The sequence below is a fragment of the Streptomyces sp. NBC_00012 genome (assembly GCF_045040875.1).
Classification (GTDB): domain Bacteria; phylum Actinomycetota; class Actinomycetes; order Streptomycetales; family Streptomycetaceae; genus Streptomyces.
Genome location: NZ_CP108309.1, coordinates 8,052,515 through 8,067,879 on the forward strand (window position 1 = coordinate 8,052,515; position 15,365 = coordinate 8,067,879).

Consider the following 15,365-nt stretch of genomic DNA (forward strand, 5'->3'; position numbering starts at 1 on the left):
CCGGACTCGCGATGGGGGCGAGCATGACCATGCTAAAAGGGGCCAATGTTCCGGTGGCGGCTCAGGCCGTGCGGGTCGAGCTGGGATGGCGTACCTCCCCGGGGACACCGGATGTGGACGGCTCGGCGCTCCTCCTCGTGTCCTCGGGAAAGGTGCGCAGCGACGCCGACTTCGTCTTCTACAACCAGCCGTCCCACGCGTCCGGCGCGGTGCGCCACGAGGGCAAGCGGACCGCCGGTGACGGGATGACGGACTGCCTCGCGGTCGACCTGGCGCGCATCGAGCCGGCCATCGACCGGGTGGTCCTGGCGGCCTCCGCGGACGGCGGCACGTTCGGCCGGGTGGCCGGGCTCCACGTACGGATCATGGATGCGGTGAGCGGCAGGGAGATCGCGCGCTTCGACAGTACGGACGCGACGGTCGAGACCGCGTTCATCCTCGGGGAGCTCTACCGGCGCCAGGGCGCCTGGAAGTTCCGCGCCGTCGGCCAGGGATACGGCACCGGCCTCGAAGGGCTCGCGACCGACTTCGGGATTTCCGTCGATGAACCGCAGCAGCCCCAGCCGAATCACCAACCCCGAGCGCCTCAACAGCCTCAGAGTGCAACGCGGGCCGACCGCCGACCGCCTGCTCCGCCCGCGCCGCCGATGCCGCCGCCCTCCGCACCCCCTGCCCCCGCGCCCGTCCGCCTGACCAAGGTGACGCTCACCAAGGACGCGCCGTCGGTCTCCCTCGCCAAACAGGGCGGCACCTCGGGAGCGCTCCGCGTCAATCTCAACTGGGAAGTGCGCAAACAGTTCAAGGGCTGGGGAAGCAAACTCGGCAGAGCGGTCGCCAACCACTCGGACCTCGATCTCGATCTCTGCGCCCTCTACGAACTGACCGACGGCCGCAAGGGTGTCGTGCAGGCGCTGGGAAACGCGTTCGGCGCTCTCCAGCACCCTCCTTACATCCACCTCGACGGGGACGACCGCACCGGCGCCGTCGCCACTGGCGAGAACCTCACCGTCAACCTCGACCACAAGAATCAGCTCCGGCGCGTCCTGATCTTCGTCACCATCTATGAGGGCGCCCGGAGTTTCGCCGACCTCCACGCGACCGTCACCCTCCAGCCCCAGCACGGTGCGCCGATCGACTTCTCGCTCGACGAATGCACAGTGCCGTCCACGGTCTGCGCGCTGGCGCTCCTGACCAACAACGGGGGAGACCTCACGGTGCAGCGCGAGGCGCGCTATCTCGTGCCCGAGCGCGGAGTCAGCCCGCAGCGCACCATCGACTACGCCTACGGGTGGGGCATGAACTGGACACCCGGCCGCAAATAACCCCCCGGCGGTCCGGTCGGTCCTGCGGCCATCGGCCCACCGCCGGCTCGGCTCACCGGTCCGGCGCGGCCTCGGGACGGGCGTACGTACGCCCCTTCCAGGCCGCGCCGCGGCCCCGGTAGTGCTGCACCGCCGAATCGACCGTCATCAGCAGGTAGAGCACGGCGGTGAACGGCAGCAACGGCGCCGACCACAGCGACAGCCGGTAGTAGCCCAGCATCGGCAGATACGTCGCGGTCATCACTGCCCACGCCAGCCCGCCCGCCCACGCCGCCACCGGGTCACCGGTCAGCAGCCCGGCGACGAGCGCGGCCGGCGGGACGAGATAGACCAGCGCGAGCCCCAGCACCGTCCCCAGCAGCAGCGGCGGACTGTGCCGCAACTGGGCGTACGCGCTCCGCGACACCATCCGCCACAGATCCGCCAGCCGCGGGTACGGCCGCACGCTGTCCACCCGCTCCGCGAGCCCCAGCCAGATCCGCCCTCCGCTGCGCTGCACCGCCCGCGCCAGCGAAACGTCGTCGATCACCGCCTGCCGGATCGAATCGGGCACCCCCGCACGCTCCGCCGCCCCGGTCCGCAGCAGCACACAGCCACCGGCCGCCGCGGCCGTCCGGGTATCCGCCCGGTTCACCCAGCGGAACGGATAGAGCTGCGAGAAGAAGTACACGAAGGGTGGCACGACCAGTCGCTCCCAGAGGCTCGAAACCCGCAGCCGGGCCATTTGCGAGACCAGGTCGAAGCCGCCCGACCCGGCGGCGGTGACCAGCTCCCGCAGACTGTCCGGCTCGTGCGCGATGTCGGCGTCGGTGAGCAGCAGATACTCCGGCTCCCTGGTCCGGGCCAGCGAGATCCCGTGCCGCACCGCCCAGAGTTTGCCCGTCCACCCCGGCTCGGGCTCACCCGGCGAGACGACCGTCACCGGCAGTCCGCCGTACCGTACGGACAGCGCACGGGCGACGTCCCCGGTCCCGTCCTCGCTGCAGTCGTCGACGAGAAAGATCTCCGCCCGCCCCGGATAGTCCTGCGCCAGCAGCGACGGCAGGCTCACCGGCAGCATGTCGGCCTCGTCACGCGCGGGTACCACGATCGCGACGGACGGCCAGCTGCCGGGGGCCTGGCGACGGGGCAGCCGCTGGTCGGTCCGCCAGAAGAACCCTTGTCCCAGCAGCAGCCACACCCATGCGGCCAGCGAACCCACGGCGATCCAGGCAACGGCGCTCATTCGCCGCAGTCTGCCCCACCGGGACGGAACCGCAAGGGCGGTCGACTATGGTGACCGGGTGAAGATCGCGCTCATGGACTCAGGAATCGGCCTGCTCGCGGCGGCCGCTGCGGTACGCCGGCTGAGGCCGGACGCCGATCTGGTGCTCTCCTCAGACCCCGACGGCATGCCCTGGGGGCCGCGTACGCCCGAGTACGTGAACGCCCACGCGCTCGACGTGGCCCGCGCGGCCGCCGCCCACCGGCCGGACGCACTGATCGTCGCCTGCAACACGGCCTCCGTGCACGCACTGCCGGCGCTCCGCGCCGCACTCGAACCCACGCTGCCGGTCATCGGCACCGTCCCCGCCATCAAGCCCTCCGTGGCAGGCGGCGGCCCCGTCGCCATCTGGGCCACGCCAGTCACCACCGGCAGCCCGTACCAGCGCGGACTCATCGGCGAATTCGCGCGCTCCGTCGACGTCACCGAGGTGCCCTGCCCGGGTCTCGCCGACGCCGTGCAGAACGCGGACGAGACCGCGATCGACCTGGCGATCGCCGCCGCCGCCGCCCGCACCCCGCGCGATGTCCGGGCCGTGGTCCTGGGCTGCACCCACTACGAACTGGTCGCCGAACGCATTCGCGACGCCGTGCGGCAGCCCGGTCTGCCGCCCGTCGCGCTGCACGGTTCCGCGGGCGCCGTCGCCGCCCAGGCATTGCGCCGGATCGGGGCCGAACCCGCTCCGTCGGCCGAACCGTCCACCTCTCTCGCCGTGCTTCTCAGCGGCCGCCCCGCCGGCCTGCCGGAAGCCGCTCTGGCCTACGCCGAGGGGCGGCTGCTGGGAGCCGTCAGCCCCGCCCGCTGACCCGGCGGGGGCCTTTTGGACCGTCCCCGGCGTGCGGAATTCTGAGTACGCTGCTTGACATGAGGGACCACCCCCGAAAACCCCGGCACGACGGAGCCGATGCCCGCTCCGCCGTCTGGACCGGCCGGGCCACCAACCGTGCCCAGTGGGTACTCGCGGCCGCGGGCGCCGCCTGCCTGGCACTCGGCGTCCAGCTGGCCGTCAGTTCCAACTGGACCTCCGGGATCGCCCCGCTGCTGATGTCCGTCGTCGGCTGCGTCGCCGCCGGACTTCTCATGCTGTTCGGCACCCTCGCGTTCGTGAACGTGGCCGTGCGGATCGACGGAGACGCCCTGGAGGTGCGCTGCGGCCACATGGGCGTGCCGCGCCGCCGGATTCCGCTCACCCATGTGGTGGGCGCCGAGTTCGCCCCCGAGGTCACCCCGCGCCAATGGGGCGGCTGGGGTTACCGCTGGCGCCCCGAGCAGGGCACGGCCGTGGTGGTCCGCAGGGGCGAGGGCCTGGTGCTCCGGCTCGGTGACGGCAGGACGTTCACCATCACGGTCGACGACGCCGAGGCGGGCGTCCGGTTCATCCGCGAGCGCCTGCACCTGCCGGCGACCGGAGCGACGGCCGGAGCCTGACACCGGGCGGGCAGCGGCCGGATCTGCGCGGGAAAGCGCCGGAACGATCCGGTACGAAGGGTTCCAGCACCCGGGCGGGGCTGCCGGACCCACAGCCGGCCACCGTAGACTCCGCCGGGTGAGCGCCACCATCACCCAAGTCGAAGCCGCGCAGCCGGCCCCAGCCCCCGTTTCCCGGAAGCGACGCCTCGTACGGCCCGCCGCCGCCGTGATCGCGGGTGTACTGCTGTATCTGAGCTTCCCGCCGCGCCCCCTGTGGTGGCTGGTACTGCCCGGTTTCGCCCTGCTCGGCTGGGTGCTGCACCGACGACGGCTCCGCGCCGGGTTCGGACTCGGCCTCCTCGCCGGACTGGGCTTCATGCTGCCGCTGCTGCACTGGACCGGCGAGGAGGTCGGTCCGGTGCCATGGCTGGCCCTCGCCGCCGCCGAGGCGCTGTTCATCGCGGTCGGCTGCATCGGGATCGCCGCCGTCAGCCGCCTCGCCTGCTGGCCGGTGTGGGCCGCCGCGGTCTGGGCGCTCGACGAGGCGGTCCGGGCCAGGGTGCCGTTCGGCGGTTTCCCCTGGGGGAAGATCGCCTTCGGCCAGGCGGACAGTGTGTTCCTGCCGCTCGCGGCCGTGGGGGGCACACCGCTGCTTTCCTTCGCGGTGGTGCTGTGCGGCTTCGGACTCTGCGAAGCGGTACGCCAGTTCCGCGCCTTCCGCCATACGGGCACGCTGCCGAAGGCGGCCGTCGCCGCCGCGGCCGCGACCGTCCTGGTACCCGTCGCCGGCGCGATCGCCGCGCTGCCCCTCGTCGACGACTCGGCCGAGGACGGCACCGCGACCGTCGCCGCGATCCAGGGCAACGTGCCCCGGCTCGGACTCGACTTCAACGCCCAGCGCCGTGCCGTCCTGGACAACCATGTGCGCCGCACCGAACAGCTCGCCCGGGAGGTGAAGGAGGGCAAGATCCCGCAGCCCGACTTCGTCCTGTGGCCGGAGAACTCCTCCGACCTCGACCCGTACCGGAACGCCGACGCCCGGATCGTGATCGACGACGCGGTGAAGGCTATCGGCGTGCCCACCGTGATCGGCGCGGTGATCGAGCCCGACAGCGGGAACCTGCGCAACACCCTCATCCAGTGGGAGCCGAAGAAGGGCCCCGTCGACACCTACGACAAGCGCCACATCCAGCCGTTCGGCGAGTACATGCCGATGCGCTCCGTCGCACGGATCTTCAGCTCCGACGTGGACCGCGTGCAGCGTGACTTCGGCCCCGGGAAGAAGGTCGGGGTCTTCGACCTCGCGGGGACGAACGTGGGACTCGTGACCTGCTACGAGGCCGCGTTCGACGACGCCGTACGGGACACCGTCATGCACGGCGGCCAGCTGATCGCCGTACCCAGCAACAACGCCACCTTCGGCCGCAGCGAGATGACCTATCAGCAGCTGGCCATGTCCAGGGTCCGGGCGGTCGAGCACAGCAGGTCCGTCGTCGTCCCCGTCACCAGCGGGGTCAGCGCCGTCATCCGCCCGGACGGGACGATCGTCCGGAAGACCAAGATGTTCACCCCGGACGCCCTGGTGGACGAGGTCCCGCTGAGGTCCTCCCTGACACCCGCGACCCGGATGGGCACGCTCCCCGAAGGAGTTCTGGTACTGATCGCCGTGGCCGGGCTCGGCCTGGTCACCGTCCGTGCGGTACGGAGCCGGCGCAGCCGGTGACCCACCGGCGCTCCACGTAGGGTCGGACCATGGCAACTCCTGATTTCATCCGCGAGATCCGCGCCACCGCGGGCCGGCAACTGCTCCTGCTTCCCGGCGTCACCGCCGTCGTCTTCGACGACGAGGGAAGAGTGCTGCTCGGACGCCGTTCCGACACCGGCAAATGGTCGGTCATCGGGGGCATCTGCGAGCCGGGCGAACAGCCGGCGGCAACAGCGGAGCGCGAGGTGTACGAAGAGACCAATGTGCGCTGCGTCGCGGAGCGGGTGGTGCTCACCCAGGCCCTGGAGCCCGTGCAGTACGCGAACGGCGACCGCTGCCAATACCTCGACGTCACCTTCCGCTGCCGGGCGACCGGCGGTGAGGCACGTGTCAACGACGACGAGTCGCTGGAGGTGGGCTGGTTCCCGGTGGACGCGCTGCCGCCGCTGAACGAGTTCGGGCTCTTCCGGATCAAGCAGTCCATGACCGACGAACCCACCTGGTTCGAACCCACCGCCCCGCAGTGAGCACCGTTGTCCGCCGGGTGGCCCGGCCCCGGGCCACCCGGCGGACAACGTCCGGGCCGCGGACTCAGACGGTACGGGCGTCGGCCGTCGGCGCCCCGGAGGCGTCCGGCGCGGCCGTGGCTCCCTCGATGTCCGTCAGATCCCGGTGCCTGGTCTCCTTGGCACACCCGACCGCGAGCAGGGTGATCAGCGCGGCGGCGATGACGTACAGCGAGATGGGAACCGAGCTGTCGAAGTCCGCGAGCAGCGCGGTGGCGATGAGCGGCGCCGGAGCACCGGCCGCGACCGACGAGAACTGTGCCCCGATCGAAGCGCCCGAGTACCGCATCCGGGTCGCGAACATCTCCGAGAAGAAGGCCGCCTGCGGTGCGTACATCGCCCCGTGGAAGACGAGCCCGACAGTGACGGCGAGCAGCACACTTCCGAAGTTCCGGGTGTCGATCAGCGCGAAGAACGGGAACGTCCACAGTCCGACGCCGACCGCGCCGGCCAGATACACCGGCTTGCGTCCGATGCGGTCCGACAGTGCACCCCACATCGGAATGACCGCGAAGTGCACGGCCGAGGCGATGAGCACCGCGTTGAGCGCCGTCTGCTTGCTCAGATCCGCCGCCGTGGTCGCGTAGACGAGCACGAACGCCGTGATCACGTAGTAGCTGATGTTCTCCGCCATCCTGGCGCCCATGGCGATCAGCACATCGCGCCAGTGATGCCGCAGCACGGCGACGAGCGGCATCTTCTCGGCCGTCCCGCTGTTCGACCTGCGCTCCTCGGCCTGCGCCAGCGCGGCCTTGAAGACCGGCGATTCATCGACGGAGAGACGAATCCACAGACCGAGGATCACCAGGACACCGGAGAGCAGGAAGGGAATGCGCCAGCCCCACGCCCCGAAGGCGGATTCCGACATCAGCGCGGTGAGCGCGGACAGCACGCCGGTGGCGAGCAACTGCCCGGCCGGTGCGCCCGTCTGCGGCCAGGAGGCCCAGAAGCCGCGCCGCTCGGCGTCCCCGTGCTCCGACACCAGCAGCACGGCCCCGCCCCACTCGCCCCCGAGCGCGAAGCCCTGCACCAGCCGCAGGACGGTGAGCAGTACGGGGGCGGCGGCCCCGACCGTGGCATGCGTCGGCAGCAGCCCGATCGCGAACGTCGCCCCGCCCATCATCAGCAGACTGAGCACCAGCAGCTTCTTGCGGCCGAGCCGGTCGCCGTAGTGCCCGAACACCAGGGCACCGAGCGGCCGGGCGGCGAAGCCGACCGCATAGGTAAGGAAGGACAGGAGCGTTCCGACGAGCGGGTCGGACTCGGGGAAGAACAGCTTGTTGAAGACCAGCGCGGCGGCTGACCCGTAGAGGAAGAAGTCGTACCACTCGATGGTGGTCCCGACGAGGCTTGCGGCCACGATGCGCTTGAGGTTCGACGGGGCTGGCGGAGAGGTTGCTGGGGCGGCCATGGGTACCACTTCCGGACGGTTGGCGGGGACGTGTGTGCGTCGCCATACCGTAGGAAGGGGCAGGTCAGGGGCGTATGTGGCGGGACACCATAGTTCTGCCGCCCGGAGTGCGCGCGCCCACCATGCGGGGCCCGGCCGGTGGCAGGACCGAATCCGCGTTGTGCCACCCGCGTTCGATGGCCGCGCCGGTCGCGCGATGGCCTGTCTTCGTCGCGCCGCGCCCCTGGTTCCGCTTCCGAAGTGCGCGTCCGCTCTCTACGGTAGAAGTGACTTCACACGCGCAGTACGACGGCGAGACAACGGGGGCATCGTGGAAGCGGAGTTGGCGGCGCTGGCGGCGTCGGGTGCGACGAGCTTGGTCGGGCTCATGGTCTCGGACGCCTGGGCACAGACGAGGGTGCGCGTGGCGCGATTCCTCGCGCGGGGCGAGGAGACCGGTGGCGTGGACGAAGAACTGGAGGCGTCCCGGGAGGAGCTGATCGCGGCCCGCGACGGCGACGAGCCGGATGTCGCGGCGGACATCGAGGACGAGTGGCGGCTCAGGATGCGCCGAGCGCTGCGCGCGGACCCGGCGGCCGCGCAGGAACTGCGACTGCTGCTGGACGAACTGGCCCCCCGGACACCAGGTGTGTCGACCGTGACGGTCAACAACAGCCTCAGCGGGGTTGTCCACAAGGGCTCGGTCGTCCAGGCGCAGAACAACTCCGGCGGCCTCACCTTTAACGGTTAGGGGGCGGTGTGAAGAGCGAGGAACCCGCTGCCCGCACGGAATCCACGTACGTCAGCAACGACATGTCCGGGGAGATCCACGGCCACAGCATCCAGGCACAACGGATCCATGGCGGAATCACCTTCAACGTCCAGGCACAGCCCGGGGTCGGGCCGGACATCAGGCCGGACGAGGTCCCGCCGCTCCCGTTCCGGTTCATCAATCGCTTCAAGCGCCTGGCGGAGCTCGACGCCTGGCTGGGAACGGGTCGCTCACGGTCGGTGAAGGTCGGGTTCGGAGCCCTGTACGGCATGTCCGGCGTGGGCAAGACCGCGCTGGTGTCGCACTGGGCGGAGGAGAAACGGGACCTCTTCCCCGATGGCCAGCTCTACGTCGACTTCGCGGCGCTGCGGGAGGAACCGGAGGGCGGGGACGTCTCCGAAGCCGTTCGCCGGTGCCTCAGGTCCCTGGGAGTCGACGAGTCGACCATCCCCGCCTCGCTCGCCGACCGCACCAGGCTGTTCCGGTCGCGTTCCTCGGGCCGCAAGCTGCTCGTGGTCCTCGACAACGTGAGCCAGCCGGCCCAGGCGGCCTCCCTGATTCCCAAGGGCGAGGGCAGCGCCCTGCTGGTCACGAGCGGCGGCCCGCTCGGGGAACTGGCACTGGACGGAGCGCGCATGATGCCGGTGGGACCGCTGGACCGGCGCAGCGGGCTGGAGTTGCTGACCGAGCGCTGCGGTGAAGCGGTGATCGAGGCGGACAGGGAGTCGGCCAGCCGGCTGGTGGACCTGTGCGGTGGTCTGCCGGTGGCCCTGCACATCGTGGCGGCCCGACTGCTGACCGACCCCGGGCTCACGATGTCGAGGCTGGCCGGAGAGCTGGCCGACGAGTCCGGTCGACTGGCGGGGATGTCCCTCGGAGAGGAGCGGTCGGTGTCCGCTGTGCTCGATCTCGGCTACCGGGACTTCTCCCCGGACACGGCCCGGCTGTACCGGCTCCTGGGCTGGCTGCCGGGTGCCACGTTCGACGTGGGTGTCGCCGCGGTGGCGGCGGACATCGACACGTCGAGCACCGGGACCATGCTGAAGGCGCTCGTACGGGCGAGCCTTCTCGAACCGGCCGGGGACGGCCGCTACCGCTTCCACGATCTGGTACGCCTCCATGCCCTGGAGCGCGCCGCCGCCGAGGAGCCGGAAGGCGAACGGCTCGCTCTGACGGGGCGGGTGACGACGCACTACCTGGCTCTCACCGCGCTCGCGGACCGGTCGATCAGGCAGGACCGGCTGCGTATCGCGGATCTCACGGCCCTGCTGGCCACAGCACCCGACCCATTCGGGGCCGAGGCAGGGCCTGCACCCCTGGACTGGCTGGAAGCGGAACACCGAAACATCCTCGACGTGCTGCGGGTCGCCGCCCGCGAGGAGACCCTGCGCACCGAGGTGTGGCAGCTGTCCGAGGCGTTCACAGCGCTGTTCTTCCACAACCGGCACCTCGGTGACTGGCGGGAGTCGCTCGAACTGGGCGCGGCGGCCGCCGCCGCGGCGCTGGAGCCGGCGGCCGAAGCCCGGCTGCGCAGCCTTCTGTCACGTCCGCTGATGGACCAGGGCGAGCACGAGGCGGCGCGTCGGGAGCTCGATACCGCTCTGGCCTGTGCCGCCGTATCGGGAGACCTCGTGGTGCGGGCCTCTGTACAGGAGTTCTCGGGCCGGTACTGGGAACACTTCGACCTCTCCCGTGCCATGGACGCCTACCGGAGTGCGTTCGAGCTCAGTACCGCGGCGAACGAGGGGCGTGGCGCCGCCATCGCGGCCTACTTCCTCGGCTGCGCCCAGGACGCGGCAGGCGACCACGGCGAGGCTCTGATCACTTTGCGAGGGGCGCATGCGGAGCTGACCGCACGACATGATCTGCGGATGGCGGCGCGGGTCCTGGCAGCCGTGGGTCTGGCCCACGATCACCTCGGCGAGCACGACGAGGCGATCCGCAAGCTGGATGAAGCCGCCCGGGTCCTGCGGGAGCGGAGGGCGACGCACTACGAGGCACAGGCCCTGGTGGCCCTGGCCGGGATCAAGGAGCGCTCGGCCGCCGGCCCGGAAGCGGTACGAGCCGATCTGACGCGAGCCCTGGAAATCTACGAGGCGGGCGGCAGCCCACAGGCCGAGGCGCTTCGCCGCCGGATCGAAGGAATCGGCAGGCCGGAGCACGGGTCGGAGTAAGGGCCGGAGCGTGGGCCGGGAACGCCTCAGCGGAACGGGTCGGCCGAGGTCCGCGGTCGCAGCCGGAGGGAGACGTCTTCCTCGCGCAGCTCACCGGTGCGCAGCGTCACCATGACGTCGTCCAGCGCTGCTCCTGCGCGCAGGAGGGTGTAGACGGTCGCGGCCGGCAGACCGGGATCGGCCGCGGGACCGGTGACCGCCGCTTCGACGACCCGCCCGTCGCGCAGCCCCACCAAGCAGCCGCCCCCGTCCAGGGCAACAGCCGCGAGACGGCAGCCGGGACAGCGGCGCAGGGATTCCCCGATCCAGCGCAGCGCCGCGACGCTCGTCGGCAGGGCATGTCGCCGGATCAGTACCGACGCGCTCTCGACCAGGCGGCGGTCCCGTTCGTGGTCGTCACAGGCCAGGTGGGTGAAAGCCTGCGGGGTCTCGTGTTCCGCACCGGACACCGCCGCGGGGTGGCGCCGCACGGTGACGACCGGCCGTTCGTCCTCGAAGGAGGCCGTGGTCGCCACGGTCCAGGAGGAGACCGCGGACGCGGCCTCCTCCGGTGCGGGCAGCATCAGTCGGGGTGGGACACCGGGTGACGGCTCGGGCAGTCCCATCAGGTGGTAGAGCGCGGTTCGCAGCTGGGCGAGTGCCTGCCCCGGCCGGGCGAAGGCCTGCTCACCGATCGTTCGGTAGCGCTCGGGGGTGTGCTCGCCGACGGCGGTCCTGATCTGCCGCACCATGTCGCCCAGCGGATCGAGCCGGGGCGCGGCCCGTCCGAGACTGTCCGCGGCAGTGCCCGGCACGGCATCGCTCCCGAACGAGGCGAGCAGCACCGGCTTGCCCAGAGCCGCACCGTACAGCGTCACCGAGCCGTGGTCACCGACGACGGCGTCCGCGGCCACGAGTGCCGGCCGCCAGGCGTGGACGGGGGGAATCAGGATCAGCCCCGCGTCCAGTGCGGCTGCCAGGGTGGTGCGGATCTGCCACGCGCCGTGCCCCGACCAGACGTTGGGGTGGATGATCGCGGCGACCCGGAATTCGTCGTACGGCAGCGCGGCGAGCAGCCGGGCCGGGAGGCCGGGGTTCTGCCCGATCAGGGACGTGGGGCCCCAGGTGGAACTGAGCACCACGAGTCGTTGCCCGTCCGGGACGCCCAGGGCGGCCCGATAGGCTCCGGCCTGATCCAGGCTGACGAGCAGTTCGTCGAAACAGGGGTCGCCGACGAGCAGGGTGCGGCCGGTCGCCATCGGATGTGTGGCGAGCAACTGATCTTCCTGGCCCGGGTGCGAAATGGCGAGCCAGGCCCGTCCGGACTCCAGGAGCCGGTCCGGCACCACACCGGACAGGCGGCTGCGCGGTGCCCGCGAATCCGGCACGTGCTTCTGGAAACCGATGCCATGGGGCAGTACCAGAACGGGGCAGTCCCCCTCCGGTACGTCGATGTTCTCGCTCGCGGAGACGATGAGATCGGGGGCGGCATCGGCGAGTTGCTCCCACTCCATCACCCGGCACCCCGAATCGTGGAGCAGGTCGAGCACCCCGTCGTTGAAGGCGGACGTGGGGTCATGGGCGAAGACGACCGCCACCCGGCTGTCACCGCGCAGCAGCGCGGGCAGACATTCGAGGACCCGTGCGGTCGACGTGACGGTGCGGGCGGCTACGACCAGAGTCTTTTCCCGACGAAACGTGCTCCATCGCAGAGCGTCCGGTCCGACGGGAACTCGGAGGGGCTGCCTAGAGCTCATGGCCACCCCAAGAAGCTACCCCCGGGCTCGCGGCTCGCGGCTCGCGGCTCGCGGCTCGCGGCTCGCGGCTCGCGGCTGATGCTCCGCCTATCGGGTTTCAAGCTGTGATGCAACTCTTCTGGAAGGCAAGTGCGGCGTGAACGGTCACACATACCGTATCCAACGAATCGGGGGCGCGGCGTCGGCAGCGGTGCTCAGGCGCACCGGTCCGGACCGGCCTCGTACCACGACGCACGCCATGGCGTGGACCCCGTGGGGCCCACGCCATGGCGTGCGTCAGGACCTGGACTTGGGGGAGAAACGCAGTCGCGTGGCCGCCAGCGCTCCGAGGGCCAGCAGAACGATGGACACCCACAGGCCGGACAGGTGGTTGCCGGTGGCGTCCTCGGCGTAGCCCATGATGTAGGGGCCGACGAAGCCGCCGGTGATGCCGATGGTGTTGAGCAGTGCCAGACCGCCGGCGAGGGTCTTGCCCGAGAGCCGGGTGGCGGGGAAGTTGAACAGCAGGGGCTGGACGACGAAGAACGCCAGGCCGGTGAAACAGAAGCCGAGCAGGGCGATCACGGGACCGGCGACGGCCGCGACGACGAGGCCGGTGAACATCATCAGCAGACCGACCACCACGAAGTTGCGGGAGCGCCGGGGTGTGGTCGCGCGGGGCGGGACCAGTACGGCGCCGACGGCCGCGGTGAGCCAGGGCAGGCCGGTCAGCAGACCGATGGTGAACGGCGAGAGATCGCCCCAGCCGCCGATGATTCCGGGCAGGAAGTAGACGACCGAGTACAGGGCGACCTGGTGCGTCCAGTTGGCGAAGATGGCCAGCAGCATCTGCTTGTCCCGCAGCACCGTCAGCAGCGAACCGGAACCGGAGCCGTTGCCGGCCGCCTCGGCACCCTCGGTCTGCTCGCGGGTGACCGCGTCCTGGACCAGCCTGGCCTCGTCCGCCGTCAGCCAGGGCGCCTCGGCCGGGCCGTCGGGCAGGAACCGGAAGATGGCGAACGCCAGGAAGAGGCAGGGGACCCCCTCGATGACGAACATCCACTGCCAGCCGTGCCAGCCGCCCAACCCGTCCATCTCCATGAGCAGTCCGCCGAGCGGGTTCCCGACGACGCTGGCGATGGACGCGCCGAGCAGGAGCAGCCCGATGGCCCTGCCGCGGATCTCGGAGCGGAACCAGTACGTGAAGTAGAGCAGGATGCCCGGCAGCAGCCCGGCCTCGGCGGCGCCGAGCAGCAGTCGCATGGCGTAGAAGGACTTCTCGCCCTGCACGAAGGCCATGCAGGCGGAGATGACGCCCCAGGTCAGCATGATCCGGGTGATCCACCAACGGGCGCCGACCCGGTACATGATCAGGTTGCTGGGCACTTCGGAGATCGCGTAGGTGAGGAAGAACAGTCCCGCGCCCAGCCCGTAGGCCGCGGCGGAGATGCCGAGATCGACCTCCAGGCGTTCCTTGGCCAGACCGATGTTCGTCCGGTCCAGGAACGACATGATGTAGGCGGCCAGCAGCAGCGGCATCAGCCGCCGCAGATTGCGCTGGTCCAGCTCGCCGAGCGCATCGCGCGGGGTTTCGTGTGGTGTGGCCGCACTGGGCGTGCGGGAACCGCGGATCAAAGACATCGGTGTCCTCTTGGGGTGCTCTGGCAGCCGTCGGATGCGGACGACAGGACTTGGGAGTGGCGGGGCCGGGCGGCGTGCGTGGGCCGCCCGGCCGCCGGGGTGGGGTCAGACGACGAGCCGGACCGGGTTCTGGACGGCCTCGGTGAAGGCCGCCAGCCAGCGCGCCGCCACGGCACCGTCCACCGGACGGTGGTCCACGGACAGGACCACGCCGAGCACCTTCGCCGCGGTGACCGCACCGTCGCGGACCACCGCCTCGTCGCGTGCGGCACCGATGGCCAGGATCGCGGCCTGCGGCGGGTTGATGATGGCGGCGAACTCCTCGACCCCGTACATGCCGAGGTTCGAGACGGTGATCGAGCCGCCTTCGAGGTCCGCGGGGCGCAGCGAACCGGAGCGCGCCTGCTCCGCGAACGCGCGGGTCCGCGTGGCGATCGCCGACACCGACAGGTTCTCGATCCCGCGCAGCACCGGGGTCACCAGGCCCGTGTCAGTGGCGATGGCGACCGAGACGTCGACGGAACGGAACCGGCGGACGGATTCCGGCTGCCACACCGCGTTCATCTCCGGCACCTGGGTGTGCGCCGTGGCGACGGCCTTGATCAGCAGGTCGTTGACCGAGATCCTGACCGGGCTGACGGCGTTGATCCGCTGCCGCAGGGCGAGCAGCTCGTCCACGGCGCAGGTCGCCCGCAGATAGAAGTGCGGGGTGTGCTGCTTGCTCTCGGTCAGGCGCCTGGCGATGGCCCGGCGCATCCGGGTGTGCGGGATGTCGTCGTGATCGCCGGCGTCGGCCCGCGGCACGGGAGCGGCCGCCACAGGTGATGGTGCCACGGGCGGCTCCGTCCCCTGTGTCCGCCGGGCCGCGACCGCGGCCTCGACGTCACGCCGGACGACGCGTCCGCCGGGCCCGGTTCCGGTGAGGGTCTCGATGCCGAGGCCCGCTTCCCGGGCCAGTCTGCGGGCCAGCGGACTGCTGAAGACCCGTCCGCCGCGATCCGGCCCACCGGACGCCGGGGCGGCCGCAGGCTGTGCCACCGGCTCCTCCGGTACGTCCCGGCGCACCGCCTGCGGGGCCGCGGCGGGCGCGCCGACGCCGAGCTCGGCCAGCAGCGCGCCGAGGTCACCGGTCTGCTCGCCGACGGCGCCGAGCACGGCGATCGGGTCGCCGACCTCGATCTCGACGCCGGGCCCGTACAGCGCCTTGAGCAGCACGCCGTCCCGCTCGGCGGCGACGTCCACCTCGGCCTTGTCGGTCTCGATGGAGACCAGCGCGTCGTCCTTCGTGAACGACGATCCCTCCGCCACCTGCCAGGCGGACAGCACGGCCGTTGCCGCATCGGCGGCCACGGCGGGCATTCGGAACAGTTCTGCCATGATCAACCCTCCTGGGTGTTCTCTCGTAC

12 protein-coding genes are annotated in these 15,365 nt (G+C 71.1%); 7 read left to right on the forward strand and 5 right to left on the reverse strand.

Annotated elements, in window-relative coordinates; translation table 11 throughout:
* Positions 1 to 11 precede the first annotated feature (11 nt).
* Positions 12 to 1,322: a TerD family protein gene (locus OHA19_RS36295; RefSeq protein WP_405709233.1), complete on the forward strand. Its 1,311-nt coding sequence runs from the start codon at positions 12 to 14 to the stop codon at positions 1,320 to 1,322.
* A gap of 52 nt (positions 1,323 to 1,374) precedes the next feature.
* On the opposite strand, the gene OHA19_RS36300 is transcribed toward OHA19_RS36295, so the two are convergent.
* Entirely contained in the window at positions 1,375 to 2,547 is a 1,173-nt protein-coding gene (locus OHA19_RS36300; protein ID WP_405709231.1) for a glycosyltransferase, read from the reverse strand.
* Positions 2,548 to 2,605: 58 nt separating this feature from the next.
* Here OHA19_RS36300 and OHA19_RS36305 point away from each other — a divergent pair, with 58 nt between their 5' ends.
* From OHA19_RS36305 to OHA19_RS36320, 4 genes are all read left to right on the forward strand, one after another.
* Positions 2,606 to 3,391, forward strand: coding sequence for a glutamate racemase (locus OHA19_RS36305; RefSeq protein WP_405709228.1), 786 nt, complete (start codon positions 2,606 to 2,608; stop codon positions 3,389 to 3,391).
* Between the two features lie 59 nt (positions 3,392 to 3,450).
* Positions 3,451 to 4,014, forward strand: coding sequence for a hypothetical protein (locus OHA19_RS36310; protein ID WP_405752985.1), 564 nt, complete (start codon positions 3,451 to 3,453; stop codon positions 4,012 to 4,014).
* 118 nt (positions 4,015 to 4,132) lie between these two features.
* Complete coding sequence (lnt, locus tag OHA19_RS36315) at positions 4,133 to 5,719, forward strand: apolipoprotein N-acyltransferase (protein ID WP_405752987.1); 1,587 nt, start codon at positions 4,133 to 4,135, stop codon at positions 5,717 to 5,719.
* 29 nt (positions 5,720 to 5,748) lie between these two features.
* Entirely contained in the window at positions 5,749 to 6,228 is a 480-nt protein-coding gene (locus tag OHA19_RS36320; RefSeq protein WP_405709220.1) for an NUDIX hydrolase, read from the forward strand.
* 64 nt (positions 6,229 to 6,292) lie between these two features.
* On the opposite strand, the gene OHA19_RS36325 is transcribed toward OHA19_RS36320, so the two are convergent.
* On the reverse strand, positions 6,293 to 7,678 hold the full coding sequence (locus OHA19_RS36325; protein WP_405709217.1) for an MFS transporter: 1,386 nt from the start codon (positions 7,676 to 7,678) through the stop codon (positions 6,293 to 6,295).
* Positions 7,679 to 7,988: 310 nt separating this feature from the next.
* On the opposite strand from OHA19_RS36325, the gene OHA19_RS36330 reads away from it, so the two are divergent.
* On the forward strand, positions 7,989 to 8,408 hold the full coding sequence (locus tag OHA19_RS36330; RefSeq protein WP_405709214.1) for a hypothetical protein: 420 nt from the start codon (positions 7,989 to 7,991) through the stop codon (positions 8,406 to 8,408).
* A gap of 8 nt (positions 8,409 to 8,416) precedes the next feature.
* Positions 8,417 to 10,603, forward strand: a complete 2,187-nt coding sequence (locus OHA19_RS36335) for an NB-ARC domain-containing protein (protein WP_405752989.1) — start codon at positions 8,417 to 8,419, stop codon at positions 10,601 to 10,603.
* A 26-nt stretch (positions 10,604 to 10,629) separates the two neighbouring features.
* Here OHA19_RS36335 and OHA19_RS36340 read toward each other — a convergent pair whose 3' ends face one another.
* The 3 genes from OHA19_RS36340 to OHA19_RS36350 all read right to left on the reverse strand — a co-directional run bounded on the left by OHA19_RS36340 (position 10,630) and on the right by OHA19_RS36350 (position 15,336).
* Entirely contained in the window at positions 10,630 to 12,339 is a 1,710-nt protein-coding gene (locus OHA19_RS36340; protein ID WP_405752992.1) for a hypothetical protein, read from the reverse strand.
* A 276-nt stretch (positions 12,340 to 12,615) separates the two neighbouring features.
* On the reverse strand, positions 12,616 to 13,959 hold the full coding sequence (locus tag OHA19_RS36345) for an MFS transporter (protein ID WP_405709206.1): 1,344 nt from the start codon (positions 13,957 to 13,959) through the stop codon (positions 12,616 to 12,618).
* 105 nt (positions 13,960 to 14,064) lie between these two features.
* Positions 14,065 to 15,336 (reverse strand): dihydrolipoamide acetyltransferase family protein, encoded by a 1,272-nt coding sequence (locus OHA19_RS36350; protein ID WP_405709204.1) that lies wholly within the window; start codon positions 15,334 to 15,336, stop codon positions 14,065 to 14,067.
* Positions 15,337 to 15,365 lie beyond the last annotated feature (29 nt).

Bases quoted from the DNA above. Each gene is read 5' to 3' on its own strand.
- OHA19_RS36325 (WP_405709217.1), bottom strand. From the start codon at position 7,678: ATGGCCGCCCCAGCAACCTCTCCGCCAGCCCCGTCGAACCTCAAGCGC.
- OHA19_RS36345 (WP_405709206.1), bottom strand. From the start codon at position 13,959: ATGTCTTTGATCCGCGGTTCCCGCACGCCCAGTGCGGCCACACCACAC.
- OHA19_RS36300 (WP_405709231.1), bottom strand. From the start codon at position 2,547: ATGAGCGCCGTTGCCTGGATCGCCGTGGGTTCGCTGGCCGCATGGGTG.
- OHA19_RS36320 (WP_405709220.1), top strand. From the start codon at position 5,749: ATGGCAACTCCTGATTTCATCCGCGAGATCCGCGCCACCGCGGGCCGG.
- OHA19_RS36310 (WP_405752985.1), top strand. From the start codon at position 3,451: ATGAGGGACCACCCCCGAAAACCCCGGCACGACGGAGCCGATGCCCGC.
- OHA19_RS36340 (WP_405752992.1), bottom strand. From the start codon at position 12,339: ATGAGCTCTAGGCAGCCCCTCCGAGTTCCCGTCGGACCGGACGCTCTG.
- OHA19_RS36295 (WP_405709233.1), top strand. From the start codon at position 12: ATGGGGGCGAGCATGACCATGCTAAAAGGGGCCAATGTTCCGGTGGCG.
- OHA19_RS36350 (WP_405709204.1), bottom strand. From the start codon at position 15,336: ATGGCAGAACTGTTCCGAATGCCCGCCGTGGCCGCCGATGCGGCAACG.